The organism is Brachybacterium sp. AG952 (assembly GCF_004362645.1).
GTDB lineage: Bacteria > Actinomycetota > Actinomycetes > Actinomycetales > Dermabacteraceae > Brachybacterium > Brachybacterium conglomeratum.
Genome location: NZ_SNXV01000003.1, coordinates 400,565 through 413,384 on the forward strand (window position 1 = coordinate 400,565; position 12,820 = coordinate 413,384).

The 12,820-nt window shown below is 69.4% G+C and carries 12 protein-coding genes; 4 read left to right on the top strand and 8 right to left on the bottom strand.

The genetic code is table 11. The annotated features are described in order from the left end of the window. Nucleotides 1-42: 42 nt before the first annotated feature. Entirely contained in the window at nucleotides 43-1,125 is a 1,083-nt protein-coding gene (gene trpD / locus DEU31_RS10085; RefSeq protein ID WP_133676995.1) for an anthranilate phosphoribosyltransferase, read from the bottom strand. A gap of 237 nt (nucleotides 1,126-1,362) precedes the next feature. Between trpD and DEU31_RS10090 the strand changes: the two genes are divergently transcribed. The 4 genes from DEU31_RS10090 to DEU31_RS10105 all read left to right on the top strand — a co-directional run bounded on the left by DEU31_RS10090 (nucleotide 1,363) and on the right by DEU31_RS10105 (nucleotide 5,731). Beyond that, complete coding sequence (locus DEU31_RS10090; protein WP_133676996.1) at nucleotides 1,363-2,097, top strand: heme-copper oxidase subunit III; 735 nt, start codon at nucleotides 1,363-1,365, stop codon at nucleotides 2,095-2,097. Between the two features lie 85 nt (nucleotides 2,098-2,182). Continuing rightward, nucleotides 2,183-2,983, top strand: a complete 801-nt coding sequence (locus DEU31_RS10095) for a cytochrome c (RefSeq protein ID WP_133676997.1) — start codon at nucleotides 2,183-2,185, stop codon at nucleotides 2,981-2,983. A gap of 8 nt (nucleotides 2,984-2,991) precedes the next feature. Then, a complete protein-coding gene (locus DEU31_RS10100; protein WP_133676998.1) occupies nucleotides 2,992-4,053 on the top strand; it encodes a Rieske 2Fe-2S domain-containing protein in 1,062 nt (353 codons plus the stop codon). A gap of 4 nt (nucleotides 4,054-4,057) precedes the next feature. Beyond that, a complete protein-coding gene (locus DEU31_RS10105) occupies nucleotides 4,058-5,731 on the top strand; it encodes a cytochrome bc complex cytochrome b subunit (RefSeq protein WP_133676999.1) in 1,674 nt (557 codons plus the stop codon). A gap of 180 nt (nucleotides 5,732-5,911) precedes the next feature. On the opposite strand, the gene DEU31_RS10110 is transcribed toward DEU31_RS10105, so the two are convergent. The 7 genes from DEU31_RS10110 to DEU31_RS10140 all read right to left on the bottom strand — a co-directional run bounded on the left by DEU31_RS10110 (nucleotide 5,912) and on the right by DEU31_RS10140 (nucleotide 12,718). Beyond that, nucleotides 5,912-6,190 carry a hypothetical protein gene (locus tag DEU31_RS10110; RefSeq protein WP_133677000.1) on the bottom strand — a complete coding sequence of 93 codons (279 nt, stop codon included), beginning with the start codon at nucleotides 6,188-6,190 and terminating at the stop codon, nucleotides 5,912-5,914. A gap of 840 nt (nucleotides 6,191-7,030) precedes the next feature. Beyond that, entirely contained in the window at nucleotides 7,031-7,447 is a 417-nt protein-coding gene (locus DEU31_RS10115; RefSeq protein WP_133677001.1) for a cytochrome c oxidase subunit 4, read from the bottom strand. Between the two features lies 1 nt (nucleotide 7,448). Further along, nucleotides 7,449-9,161, bottom strand: a complete 1,713-nt coding sequence (ctaD, locus tag DEU31_RS10120) for a cytochrome c oxidase subunit I (protein WP_133677002.1) — start codon at nucleotides 9,159-9,161, stop codon at nucleotides 7,449-7,451. Continuing rightward, nucleotides 9,158-10,096 (bottom strand): cytochrome c oxidase subunit II, encoded by a 939-nt coding sequence (coxB, locus tag DEU31_RS10125; protein WP_133677003.1) that lies wholly within the window; start codon nucleotides 10,094-10,096, stop codon nucleotides 9,158-9,160. The genes ctaD and coxB overlap by 4 nt, the downstream gene beginning before the upstream one ends. A 396-nt stretch (nucleotides 10,097-10,492) precedes the next feature. Beyond that, nucleotides 10,493-10,852 (bottom strand): iron-sulfur cluster insertion protein ErpA, encoded by a 360-nt coding sequence (gene erpA / locus DEU31_RS10130; protein ID WP_053917775.1) that lies wholly within the window; start codon nucleotides 10,850-10,852, stop codon nucleotides 10,493-10,495. Nucleotides 10,853-10,985: 133 nt separating this feature from the next. Further along, nucleotides 10,986-11,282 carry a hypothetical protein gene (locus tag DEU31_RS10135; RefSeq protein ID WP_243733800.1) on the bottom strand — a complete coding sequence of 99 codons (297 nt, stop codon included), beginning with the start codon at nucleotides 11,280-11,282 and terminating at the stop codon, nucleotides 10,986-10,988. Next, on the bottom strand, nucleotides 11,279-12,718 hold the full coding sequence (locus DEU31_RS10140; RefSeq protein ID WP_133677004.1) for a dipeptidase: 1,440 nt from the start codon (nucleotides 12,716-12,718) through the stop codon (nucleotides 11,279-11,281). Before DEU31_RS10140 ends, DEU31_RS10135 begins: the two co-directional genes overlap by 4 nt. Between the last annotated feature and the right edge of the window lie 102 nt (nucleotides 12,719-12,820).

Sequence of the window (12,820 nt, forward strand, 5' to 3'; positions counted from 1 at the left end):
GGCCTGCGTGGGGGACGGCGTCGACCGATCGTGCCGGTCCGCTCAGCCGTTCGCGGCGAGCGACTCCTGGGATGCCGCCGCCCAGCGCGCGAGAAGCCTCGCCGGCGCCTCGCTGTCGAGCGTCGAGACCGCCTCTGCGTGGGCGGCGCGGAAGCGGTCGTCGAACCCGTCGGCGGCCGGCTTCTCGATGCCGTCGTGGGCGAGGATGCCCGCCGCGGCGTTCAGCAGCACCGCATCCCGGATCGGGCCCATCCGCCCGTCCTTCGCCCCCGCATAGAGATCACGGGCGACCTGTGCGTTCTCCTCGGCCGTACCGCCGCGGAGCGCGTCGTGGGGGCTGCGGGGGATGCCCAGCAGCGCCGTCGGGTCCAGCAGGTGCGAGCGCACCTCCCCGCCGCGGACCTCCCAGACGTCCGAGGCGGCGCTCACCGTGAGCTCGTCCAGGCCGTCCTGACCGCGGAAGACGAGGGCGCTGGTGCCGCGCGAGGCGAACACGCCGGCGACGGTCGGCGCGATGGCAGGATCGGCGACCCCGACGGCGCTCGCGAGCGGCCGCGCGGGGTTCGTGATCGGTCCCAGGATGTTCATCACGGTGGGGATGCCCAGGCCCTTGCGCGCCTCGGCGGCGAAGCGCATGGAGGGATGGAACACCTGCGCGAAGAGGAAGGTCATGCCGACCTCGCCGACCAGGCGCTCGACCTCGGGCACGGGGAGGTCCAGCCGGACGCCGAGCGCCTCGAGCACGTCGGCCGAGCCCGAGCGCGAGGTCGAGGCGCGGTTGCCGTGCTTGACGACGGTGCGGCCGGACGCGGCGATCACGATCGAAGCCATCGTGGAGATGTTCACAGTCTGCGCGAGGTCGCCCCCGGTGCCGACGATGTCGATCGCATGCCGCTCCACCGCGACGGGACGGGCATGGGCGACCATCGAATCGGCCAGGGCCTCGAGCTCCGAGCTGCTGACGCCCTTGGCCTGGAGCGCCACGAGGAAGCCCGCCAGCGGGACGGGACCCGCCTCTCCGGTCATGATCTCGTCCATCGCCCAGCTCGCCTCGGCGTGCTCGAGATGCTCGCCGCGCACCAGGCGCGCGGTGAGCCGGGACCAGATCGGGGTCTGCTCGCTCATGGCTCGATCATCGCACCTGCGAGCGTGTGCACCGTCGCCCTGGTCACGGATCGGATCACGGAACGGTCACGACGCACCCACATGGCCGATCACCTGGGCGTATCGACGCGTGTCCTGGTTCGTGACAGGCCGTCAGGAGGGCTATGCTGGCACGGTCCGCCCGGGGCGCAGGCCCCGCGATGTGCTCGGTCGTCGTGAACCGACACACCGAATCTGACGACACGACATAATGGTGACGTGACTACTGCGACTCTGCCTGTGCGCTCCTCCCCCGCTGCCGCCCCAGCGGTCGGCCGCCCGAACCCGACGCAGATCGGCACCCTCGTCTGGCTCGCCAGCGAGCTCATGTTCTTCGGCGGCCTGTTCGCGATGTTCTTCACGCTGCGCTCGATGGCGCCGGAGACCTTCGCCGAGGGCCAGTCGAACTTCACCCATGGCTTCGCGCTGCTGAACACCTCGATCCTGGTCTTCAGCTCCGTCACCTGCCAGATCGGCGTCTTCGTCGCCGAGGGCCGCTTCCCCTGGGGGCAGTCGTTCGCGCCGCGCAAGCGCCGCGAGGGCTCGATCTTCAACATCGCCGGCTGGGGGATGATCGAGTGGTACACGCTCACCTTCATCCTCGGCGCGATCTTCGTCTCGGGCCAGGCCTTCGAGTACGCGGAGCTCGTGCACCACGGCGTGACGATGTCGTCCTCGCCGTTCAGCTCGATCTTCTACCTCGCGACGGGCTTCCACGGCCTCCACGTGATCGGCGGCCTCGTCGCCTTCCTGATGGTGCTGATGCGCGCCTACGTCGCGGAGAGCTTCACGGCGCACGAGCAGGTCTCGGCGATCTGCATCTCCTACTACTGGCACTTCGTCGACATCGTCTGGATCGTGCTCTTCTTCGTCGTGTACATGCTCGACCCGATCCTGACCGGCGCCTCGTCCGGTCACGTGGTCCCGGTCGACTTCGACTGGACGATCTTCTGATCCGCGCAGCGGCCCCCGGGCCCCACCGCACCCCCGAACTCCTGTCCCTCCCCGTCCGCCCCCTCCACGAATCGAGGTCCGAACCGTGAAGGCTCTCGCCGCACGTCGTCATCACCCGATGGCGCTACTCGTGATCCTGCTGCTCGCGCTCGTCGCGACCGGCGGGCTGTACGCGGCCCTGCAGCCGCAGACGGCCCAGGCCGAGGCCTACACAGAGAGCGACGTCGAGGCCGGAGAGGCTCTCTTCCTCGCGAACTGCGCGACCTGCCACGGCCGTGACGCCGCGGGTCTCACGGACGCCGACGGCTCGACCCTCGGACCCTCGCTGATCGGCGTGGGCGCCGCCGCCGTCGACTTCCAGGTCGGCACGGGCCGCATGCCCATGCAGGCCTCCGGCGCCCAGGCCCGCGAGAAGCCGCAGCAGATGAACGAGGAGCAGACCCGTCAGCTCGCCGCGTACGTGGCCTCGCTGGGCCCCGGCCCGTCGGTGCCGGACGAGGAGTGGCTGGACACCAGCAAGGGCAACGCCGAGCGCGGCGGTGAGATCTTCCGCATCAACTGCGCCATGTGCCACAACGCGGCCGGTGCCGGCGGTGCGCTGACCCGAGGCAAGTACGCCCCGCCGGTCGTCGGCGTCGAGGGCAAGCACGTCTACGAGGCCATGGACACCGGTCCCCAGAACATGCCGGTCTTCAACGAGACCAACCTCTCGCCCGAGGACAAGCGGGACGTCATCACCTATCTCGAGACCCTCGAGGAGACCGGCTCCCCCGGCGGCATCTCCCTGGGCTCCCTCGGCCCCGTGACCGAGGGACTGTACGCCTGGACGATCATCCTGTCCCTGCTCCTCGGCGCCGCCGTGTGGCTGGGGGCGAAGGCCAAGTGAATGCGAGCATGAACACCAACACCGACGGCAGCTCCCCCACCCGGGTCAGCACCCTCGCCCCCAAGGAGGGCGGCGGATTCCCCAACCCGGGTCTGCCTCCCCACTCCCCCCGTCAGACCGACATCTCCAAGCCCGCGGAGAAGCGCGCCGAGCGACTCGTCGCCTTCATGTTCCTCCTCAGCGTGGTCGGGACCGTCATCTTCATCGCGGCGTACTTCCTCGTCACGCCGCTGGACACCAACATCTTCGCGGAGGAGGGCACTCCCCGCGCGCTGTGGTGGTCCAACCTCGTCGCGGGCCTCGGCCTCGCGATCGCGGTGTTCTTCATCGGCGCCGCGGCGGTGCACTGGGCCAAGACGCTCATGCCCGACGAGGAGTGGGTCGAGGAGCGCCATGACGTCCGCGGCTCCGACGAGACGCGCAAGGCAGCTGCCGAGATGATCACCGGCGGTCTGGCGGAGACGGGCATCGGCCGTCGTCCCGTCATGGTCACCGCGATGGTGGCGGCCCTCGCGGCCCTGCCCATCGCCGTGCTCGCCCCGCTGTCGACGCTGGGTCCGCTCCCGGGCAACAAGCTCCACCACACCTTCTGGGGCCACAACCCGGGCCAGCGACTGGCCCGCGACCACGACGGCACGCCGATCAAGCTGTCCGACGTCGCGATGAACTCGATCTTCCACGTCATGCCCGAGGGCCTCACCCACGAGACCCCGCACCACCTCGAGGAGCGTGCGAAGGCCGCGGCCGTGATCGTGCGCATCGACCCCAAGCTCGCGAAGAACGACGAGTCGATGTCGATGGGTGTGGAGGGCGTGCTCGCGTTCTCGAAGATCTGCACGCACGTCGGGTGCCCGGTCGCGCTCTACGAGCAGCAGACGCACCACATGCTCTGCCCGTGCCACCAGTCCACCTTCGACGTCACCGACGGCGCCAAGGTGATCTTCGGCCCGGCCCACCGTCCGCTGCCGCAGCTGCCGATCGAGGTCGACGCCGAGGGGTACCTCGTGGCCCCCGGCGACTTCACCGAGCCGATCGGTCCCAGCTTCTGGAACATCCACAAGGACAAGTGATCACATGACGACCACGACTCCCAGCACCCGGAAGCAGTCTTCCGACGGCGACTCCCGCATCCTCAAGCTCGGTGCGGTGGGCGGCGACTTCCTCGACCAGCGCCTCTCCGGCGCCGGCTTCGTGAAGTTCTTCGCGCGCAAGGTCTTCCCGGACCACTGGTCCTTCATGTTCGGCGAGATGGCGCTGTACAGCTTCGTCATCCTGCTGATCTCCGGCGTCTTCCTGACGATGTTCTTCGACCCCTCCATGGAGGAGGTCATCTACAACGGCCCGTACGAGGCGCTCCAGGGCGCCACGGTCTCCCGCGCCTTCGAGTCGACGATGGAGATCGCGTTCGAGGTCAAGGGCGGTCTGCTGTTCCGACAGATGCACCACTGGGCGGCGCTCGTGTTCATGGTCGCGATCTTCGTGCACATGTTCCGCGTGTTCTTCACCGGTGCGTTCCGCAAGCCCCGCGAGCTCAACTGGCTCATCGGCTTCTCGCTCATGGTGCTCGGCATGGTCGCCGGCTTCTCCGGCTACTCCCTCCCGGACGACGTCCTCTCCGGCAACGGCCTGCGTGTGGTCGACGGCCTGATGAAGTCGATCCCGATCGTCGGCACCTACCTGTCGATGCTGCTCTTCGGCGGTGAGTTCCCGGGCACCGACATCATCCCGCGACTGTTCACGATCCACATCCTGCTCGTGCCCGCGGCCATCCTGGGCCTCATCGCGATCCACCTCGTGCTCGTGGTCGTGCACAAGCACACCCACTACGCGGGCCCGGGCCGCACCAACCGCAACGTCGTGGGACACCCGGTGCTGCCGGTGTTCGGCGCGAAGGCAGGCGGCTTCTTCTTCCTCGTCTTCGGCATCATCACGCTGATCTCGGCGACCACCTCGATCAACGCGATGTGGGTCTACGGCCCCTACGATCCCTCCCCCGTCTCGGCCGGCTCGCAGCCCGACTGGTACATGCTCTGGACCGACGGCGGCCTGCGCCTCATCCCGGGCTGGGAGTTCACGATCTTCGGCTACGTGATCTCGCTGAACATGCTGATCCCGATGGCGATCTACGGCGGGCTGCTCGCCTTCCTCGCCCTCTACCCGTTCATCGAGTCCTGGGTCACCGGGGACGACCGTGAGCACCACCTCGCGGACAAGCCGTACAACGCCCCGGTCCGCACCGGGATCGGCGTCGCCTGGATCGTCTCGTACCTGATCCTCGCGCTGGCAGCCACGAACGACCTGATCGCGATCGCCCTGCAGCTCTCGATCAACGACCTCACCTGGCTGTTCCGTGTGTCGTTCTTCGTGGCCCCGGTGCTCGCCTTCTACATCACGAAGCGCCTGTGCCTCTCGATCCAGCGTCAGAAGCGCGATCTCGTGCTGCACGGCCGGGAGACCTCCCGCATCGTCCGCACCGGCTCCGGCGACATGATCGAGATCCATGAGCCGCTGGACGAGTACGAGCGCTGGGAGCTCGTCGCCCACGACGACTACCGTCCGCTCAAGACGGGCAAGGGAGTCTCCTCCCTGCGTGCCAAGGCCACCAGCTTCTTCTTCAAGGACCGCATCGAGCCGGTCACCCCGGCGTCGCTCCGCGAGGCGATGGAGCACGCGGGACACGAGAAGCATCTGGTCGACGAGGCCACGGGCGGCGACTACCGCACCCCGGCCGAGAAGGTCGTGCACTGACCGGCTGCTGACCCCACCGGCCAGCCGTGAAGGAAGGGCCCCGAGGATCATTCCTCGGGGCCCTTCCTTCTGCGTCCCTCTCCCCCGTCGTCGGCGCCGCCTCTCGCGCAGCGGTCTCCACCGCGCAGCGGGCCCCTCCCCCGATCAGAGCGAACGGTCGCCGACTGCCCCGACGCGGCATCAGTCCCTCAGAGGGCTTCCCGCGCCGGCGGGTCCTGTCGCATCGGAGCGACCGGCGACCGCCTCGACGAGATAGCGGCCGGCGACGAGGCCCAGGCGCCGTTCCGCGCGCCGCAGTGCACGCATCGACCGCAGAGGCGCCCGAGAGGCGTCGAGCCCGGCGTGCTCGAGCACACCGCGCGCCCAGGCGACGGCACGCTCCTCCCCCTGCTCGCCGCCGAAGAGCTGGGCGATCTGCGCTCTCGCACGATCACTGGGAGTCCTGCTGGAGCTGATCATCTCGTCCGTCTCCTGATCGTCGTGAGGTGGCACTGCACGAGCCGCCCCGCGGCGGCTCGTAGCCCTGGCACGTGGTCGCGAGCGGGTGGCGACCGACGGACAGGGCATCCAGGGCCAAGCTAGCACCGGGCTGCTGCGGAACCACGCCGCCCTGCACCCTCGTGTGCACGGCGACCATGCCGCCGAGGACGGAATGCCATGACGGCGACATTATTACAGCGCTTTACAACTGTTCCTCCGGGTACCTTCGCTTCGCACTGTCCCAGCGAGTTCGATCCAGGGTTCCTCCACGGCTCCTCACGACCCCTCGACCTCGTGCGCCGCCCTGACATGAGGAGGCACTCCGGCATGGGCTGTCGACGAGTCCTGGCGCACGTCCCCCTCCCCCAGCGAGCCTCGCCGCAACGGCCGATGGAGCACATCGTGCCCTGGCCGCGCACCCACGCCCGCCCCGTGCCGGAGATCGAGGAGTGCCGCCGTCGACGAGCGGAGTGCACGTCACGCGGAGTGCGCACCCCGGCCGAGGACGTGGATCGAGGACGTGCGGACCGCACGTCCTCCGTGTGCGCCGGGCGGTGCGCACAGCGCAGAAGATGTCAGCACCCCACGCGATGTGTGCGCGCCCGCGACGTGCCCACCCCACGCGATGTGCGCACCCACGTGATGCGTGCACCCCACGCGATGCGTGACCCCGGCTGACGCGCCCGCTCCGGCTGCTGCATGTGCCCGAGCAGGCATGACCGCCCGGGGCGTCACCCGCAGCGGGAGATGCAGGAAGGCCCCGCATCCGAGATGCGGGGCCTTCCTGGGATGCCTCGGAGCGAGGCGAGTGCTGCGGGTTCAGTGGGCGTGCTGGCCTCGGGAGAACTCGAGGACCCAGAGCAGGACGCCGTAGGCCGCGAAGAGGATGCCGAAGGCGAAGATCCACCAGCCGGCGGCCACGCCGAGGAAACACAGCGCACCTCCGATGGCGGCCCACAGGGGAGCCCAGCTGTAGGGGCTGAAGCTGCCCTGCACACCGGCCGAGCTCTCGAGGTCGCCGTCCTCCTCGTCGGAGGCGCCGAGGTCGTTCTTGCGGACCGCGAGGCTGGCGGTCATCGCGATCATGAACGCCAGACCGGTCAGCGCGATCATCGCCGGGAAGCCGACGGTTTCGATGCCGAGGGGCTCGAAGTACCCCGTCAGCAGGCCGTACGCGACCGTGACGATCAGGAAGAAGACACCGAGGATCCAGAAGATCTTTGCGGTTGCTCTCATGTCAGTTGCTCCTGGGGTGGTCGAGAGGCTCTTCCGCGAGCATGTGGTCCTGCAGCGCGACCTCCGGGTGGTGGAGATCGAAGGCAGGGCGCTCGGAGCGGACGCGGGGCAGCGAGTGGAAGTTGTGGCGCGGCGGCGGGCAGGACGTCGCCCACTCGAGAGAGGCGCCGTAGCCCCACGGATCGTCGACCTCGACCTTCTTCCCCTTCAGGTGGGTCAGGACCACGTTGAGGAGGAAGGGCAGGGTGGACACGCCCATGATGAACGCGCCGACGGTCGAGATCTGGTTCATCCAGTCGAAGCCGTCCTCGGCGAGGTAGTTCACGTAGCGGCGCGGTGCGCCGGCGACGCCCAGCCAGTGCTGGATCAGGAAGGTCATGTGGAAGCCGATGGTCAGCAGCCAGAAGTGGAGCTTGCCGATGCCCTCGCTGAGCTTGTAGCCGAACATCTTGGGCCACCAGAAGTAGAAGCCCGCGAACATCTCGAAGACCACGGTGCCGGCCATCACGTAGTGGAAGTGCGCGACCACGAAGTAGGTGTCGGAGATGTGGAAGTCGAGCACCGGCGAGGACAGGATGACACCGGTCAGACCGCCGAAGATGAAGGTGGTGAGGAACCCGAGCGTGAACAGCATCGGCGTCTCGAAGGTCAGCGACCCTCTCCACATCGTGCCGACCCAGTTGAAGAACTTCACGCCCGTGGGCACGGCGATGAGCATCGTCATGAAGGCGAAGAAGTCCAGCATGACCGCACCGGTGGTGTACATGTGGTGCGCCCACACGGTCACCGACAGCGCCGCGATGGAGATCGTCGCGCCGACCAGGGTCTTGTAGCCGAAGATCGGCTTGCGCGAGAACACCGGGATGATCTCCGAGGCGATGCCGAAGAACGGCAGCGCGAGCACGTACACCTCGGGGTGGCCGAAGAACCAGAACAGGTGCTGCCACAGGACCGGGCCGCCGTTGGCGGGGTCGAAGATGTTCGCGTCGAAGCGACGATCGGCGCCGAGCGCCAGCAGCGCGGAGGCCAGCGGCGGGAAGGCCATGAGCACCAGCACACCGGTGATCAGGGTGTTCCAGGTGAAGATCGGCATGCGGAACATGGTCATGCCGGGCATGCGCATGCAGATGATCGTGGTGATGAAGTTGACCGAGCCCAGGATCGTACCGAAGCCCTGCAACGCCAATCCGAAGACCCACAGATCACCGCCCAGGCCGGGCGAGAAGGTCGTGTCCGACAGCGGCGCGTAGGCGAACCAGCCGAAGGACGCGGCACCCTGCGGGGTGAGGAAGCCGGCCACCACGATGAGCGAGCCGAACAGCGTGATCCAGAAGGCGAACATGTTCAGCCGCGGGAAGGCCATGTCCACGGCGCCGATCTGGAGCGGCACGAGGTAGTTCGCGAAGCCGTTGAACAGCGGCGTGCCGAACATCAGCAGCATGATCGTGCCGTGCATGGTGAACAGCTGGTTGTACTGGTCCTTGGAGACCACGACCTGCAGTCCGGGCTCCCACAGCTCGGTGCGGATGCCGAGCGCGAGCAGGCCGCCGAACGCGAAGAACGCGAACGCCATGCCCATGTACATCATGCCGATCAGCTTGTGATCGGTGGTGGTCAGGAGTTTGAAGAACTGGCTCCCCAGGTTGGTGGGGCGCTCCTCCTGGAACCGCGCGGGCGCCGTGGTGGTCGGCGAGGCGGTGACGTCGGTGCTCACTGGTCGTCTCCCTCGTTGCCGCTGGTCGCGGTCTCCTCGGTGTAGCGAGGACCGGCGTCGTCATGCTTCTCGCGCATGCTCCACTCCTCCTCGTTGCGGTTGAGATCCACGCCGAGCTGGCCCTCGTAGCCCTGCTGGCGCAGCTCCTCCATGTGCGCGTCGTAGTCCTCCTGGGACACGACCTTCAGCGTGAAGAGCATGTCGGAGTGGTACTCGCCGCACAGCTCGGCGCACTTGCCGGAGTACTCGCCGATGCGCGTGGGGGTCACCTGGAAGCTGGTGGTGTGCCCCGGCATCATGTCCTTCTTGTACAGGAAGTCCACGACCCAGAACGAGTGGATGACGTCGCGCGAGTCGAGGCGGAACTCGACGGTCTGGTCGACGGGAACCCACAGCTCGGGCAGCGACTCCGCGGCACCGGGCTCGCCGGTGGCGAAGGACTGCACGCCAGCAGGCTCGTGGACGTTCTCGTCGACGTAGTTGAAGTCCCAGCTCCACTGCTTGGCGACGATGTTGACGGTCACGTCGGGCTCGGCGACGTGCATCTCGATCTCCCGCGCATCGCGCTGGGTGAAGTAGAAGAACGTCAGCACCATCACCACGGGCACGAGCGTGAACATCAGCTCGAGCGGCACGTGGTAGCGCAGCTGGATCGGGAAGCCCTTGTCGTTCTTCCGGCGGCGGTAGGCCACCGCGCACCAGATGGTCAGGCCCCAGATGATGAGGCCGACGAGGACCAGCACGGACCAGGACCCGACCCAGAGGTTCGTGATCCTCTCGGTCTGGCTGGTGACCTCCTGGCCGTCGTCGGGGCCGGGGAGGAACCCGCGCTGCTGCGCCTGGGTGCAACCGGCGAGGACCAGTGTGGCCAGGGCGAGGCCGGCTGCCGCTGCGCGACGGCCGCGCCGCGCGCGCTTGGGGACCTGGGGGATCACAGGGGATGACCTTCCGCTCGTCGTCTCCTGCCCTCGTCGCCGCCCCGGAGGGAGGTTCCGGGGCGGCTCCGCGGCGCGGAGCTGGTACTGACGTGGGCTGAACACACCCACAGTGCCGCGCCCGCCCCTGAGGAACGAGCCGTGGCGGACCAGGGAAGGCCCGTCACTTGACGGCACCTCGTCATCATACGGCGTCCGACGGGTGGTGCGGGCACTTCGACCCACCGTGGACCTCCCCTTCCGTCGCGCCGTGACCGGTCCGTGATCTGCACGTCGCGACGGTCACACCCGCAGCGCCCCTGGAGTGCACCGTCACCGGGCACGGAGCGCATGAGGAAGGGCCCGGGCCACGTCCTGCGGACGTGGCCCGGGCCCTTCGGCTCGGCGGGGCGGGACTCAGGAGAAGGAGTCGCCGCAGGCGCAGGAGCTGCCCGCATTGGGGTTGTCGATCGTGAAGCCCTGCTTCTCGATGGTGTCGGAGAAGTCGATGACGGCACCGCTGAGGTATGGGCTGCTCATCTTGTCGACGATCACCTCGACGCCCTCGAAGTCGACGACCTGGTCGTCGTCCATCAGGCGCTCGTCGAAGTAGAGCTGGTAGATCAGCCCGGAGCAGCCGCCGGGCTGCACCGCGATCCGCAGGCGGAGGTCGTCACGGCCCTCCTGCTCCAGCAGGCTCGTGACCTTCTGTGCGGCGCCGGACGTGAGGGTGACGCCGTGCGCCGCGGCGGGACGCTCGGTGGTGGTCGTGGTCATGCGGTCCTCCTCGAAGCTCGATTCCAGCCAGGATACGCCTCGGCCGCCGGGAACGGGGAGGACCGTCGACGGCGAGCCGCCTCACGTCCCAGCCCGGCCGGCACGGGGACGCCCTCCTCTCGTCCGGCCGCCGTCACAGCGCGCCGCGGAAGAGCGCCAGCAGGATCACGCCCGCGTACCCGAGGAGCACGCCGGCGACCGCGCCCGTGGCGCCGTCCCGGCTGCGGCCTCTGAGCACGAGCGAGACGGCCGCGACGATCACGCCGAGGACCACGAGCGCGCCCCACCACAGCAGGAAGTAGCCGGAGAAGAAGCCGATCGCGAGGCCCAGCACCAGCAGCGGGATCATCAGCGGGGAGACCGGCGCGGGCTCCTGCCCGCTCCCCCGGCCGACCCCGGCGCCCTGGCGGCCCGGTCCCTGACCGCTCATGCCCCGTCCCCGTCGCGGATCTGCGAGGTGCTCTCCGCGAGCGCGCCGGCGCCGCGCAGCAGGAGCGCCTCGGCGAGGCAGACCTTCGCGAACTCCCCGAGGTGGAGGGACTCGTCGATGCCGTGCGCGCGGGACTCGGGATCCTCGACCCCGGTGACCAGCACCTCGGCCTGCGGGAAGACCTCGAGCAGGTCGGCGATGAACGGGATGGAGCCGCCGAGCCCGGTGTCCACCGCCTCGGTGCCCCAGGCTCGTGCGAAGGAGCGGCGGGCGAGGTCCATCGCGGCCGAGCTCTGCGCGGCGCTGAAGGGGCGACCCAGCTCCCCGCGGTGGATCGTGACCTTCGCCGTGGACGGGGCGTGGGACTCGAGATGGGCAGTCAGCGCCGCCATGGCGCGCTCGGGGTCCTCGCCCGGCGGGATCCGCAGCGACACCTTCGCGCGGGCGACGGGCACGAGCGTGTTCGACGCGTCGCGCACCGAGGGGGCGTCGATGCCGATCACCGACAGCGCCGGACGGGTCCACAGTCGCGCGGTCAGCGGCCCCTCGCCGGAGAGCTCGGCCCCCTCGACGACGCCGGCGTCGCGGCGGTAGTCGGCCTCGTCCATCTCGACGCTCGGGTCCTCGGCGCGACGCAGCCCCTCGACGGCGACCGTGCCGTCCTCGTCGTGCAGGGTCGCGAGCAGGCGGCTGAGCTGGGTGAGGGCGTCGAGCACGGGGCCGCCGAAGAGGCCGGAGTGGACGGCGTGGTCCAGTGCCCGCACCTCGACCACGAGGTCGACCAGGCCGCGCAGGCTCGTGGTCAGGGCCGGGGTGCCCACCGCCCAGTTCGCGGAGTCCGCGACGATGATGAGGTCCGCCGCGAGGGCGTCGCGGTGCGCCTCGATGAAGGGGCGGAACGTCGGGGAGCCCGCCTCCTCCTCGCCCTCGACGAAGACGCTCACACCGATGCCGTCGGCCGCGAGCTCCTCCCCGACCAGGCGCAGCGCGGTGACGTGGGCCATGATGCCGGCCTTGTCGTCGGCGGCGCCGCGCCCGTAGAGGCGGCCGTCGCGCTCGACGGGCTCGAAGGGGTCGCTGCTCCAGTCGGAGAGTTCGCCGGTGGGCTGCACGTCGTGGTGCGCGTAGAGCAGCACCGTCGGGCGACCCGGGGCGGCCGGGCTGCGCCCGATGACCGCGGGGCTCCCGCCCGCGACGGACTCGATGTCCACCTGCTGCATGCCGGCGCCGCGCAGCAGCTCGGCGACGGCCTCGGCGCTGCGGCGCACGGGCTCCCGGTCGTACCCCTCGAAGGCGATCGACGGGATCCGCACCAGATCCTTCAGATCCTCGATCGCGGCGGGGAGCAGGGGATCCAGACGCTCGCGCAGCGCCTGCACCTCCTCCGGGGAGGCGGCGTCGGCGGTGGGCGAGACGGGGTCTTCGTTCAGGCTCATGGCCCTCACGGTACCGCCGCGGCCCGCCGACGGGTCCGGGCGCGGGGCGGGCCCGCGCGGGGGTCCCAGACGGCTCCCGTCCCCGTCGCCTAGAATGCCCCG

What these genes read in the sequence shown, in the direction of transcription:
- DEU31_RS10135 (WP_243733800.1), bottom strand. Translation starts at nt 11,282, where the DNA reads ATGAGCGGTCAGGGACCGGGCCGCCAGGGCGCCGGGGTCGGCCGGGGG.
- trpD (WP_133676995.1), bottom strand. Translation starts at nt 1,125, where the DNA reads ATGAGCGAGCAGACCCCGATCTGGTCCCGGCTCACCGCGCGCCTGGTG.
- erpA (WP_053917775.1), bottom strand. Translation starts at nt 10,852, where the DNA reads ATGACCACGACCACCACCGAGCGTCCCGCCGCGGCGCACGGCGTCACC.
- DEU31_RS10110 (WP_133677000.1), bottom strand. Translation starts at nt 6,190, where the DNA reads ATGATCAGCTCCAGCAGGACTCCCAGTGATCGTGCGAGAGCGCAGATC.
- DEU31_RS10100 (WP_133676998.1), top strand. Translation starts at nt 2,992, where the DNA reads ATGAACACCAACACCGACGGCAGCTCCCCCACCCGGGTCAGCACCCTC.
- DEU31_RS10105 (WP_133676999.1), top strand. Translation starts at nt 4,058, where the DNA reads ATGACGACCACGACTCCCAGCACCCGGAAGCAGTCTTCCGACGGCGAC.
- DEU31_RS10140 (WP_133677004.1), bottom strand. Translation starts at nt 12,718, where the DNA reads ATGAGCCTGAACGAAGACCCCGTCTCGCCCACCGCCGACGCCGCCTCC.
- DEU31_RS10115 (WP_133677001.1), bottom strand. Translation starts at nt 7,447, where the DNA reads ATGAGAGCAACCGCAAAGATCTTCTGGATCCTCGGTGTCTTCTTCCTG.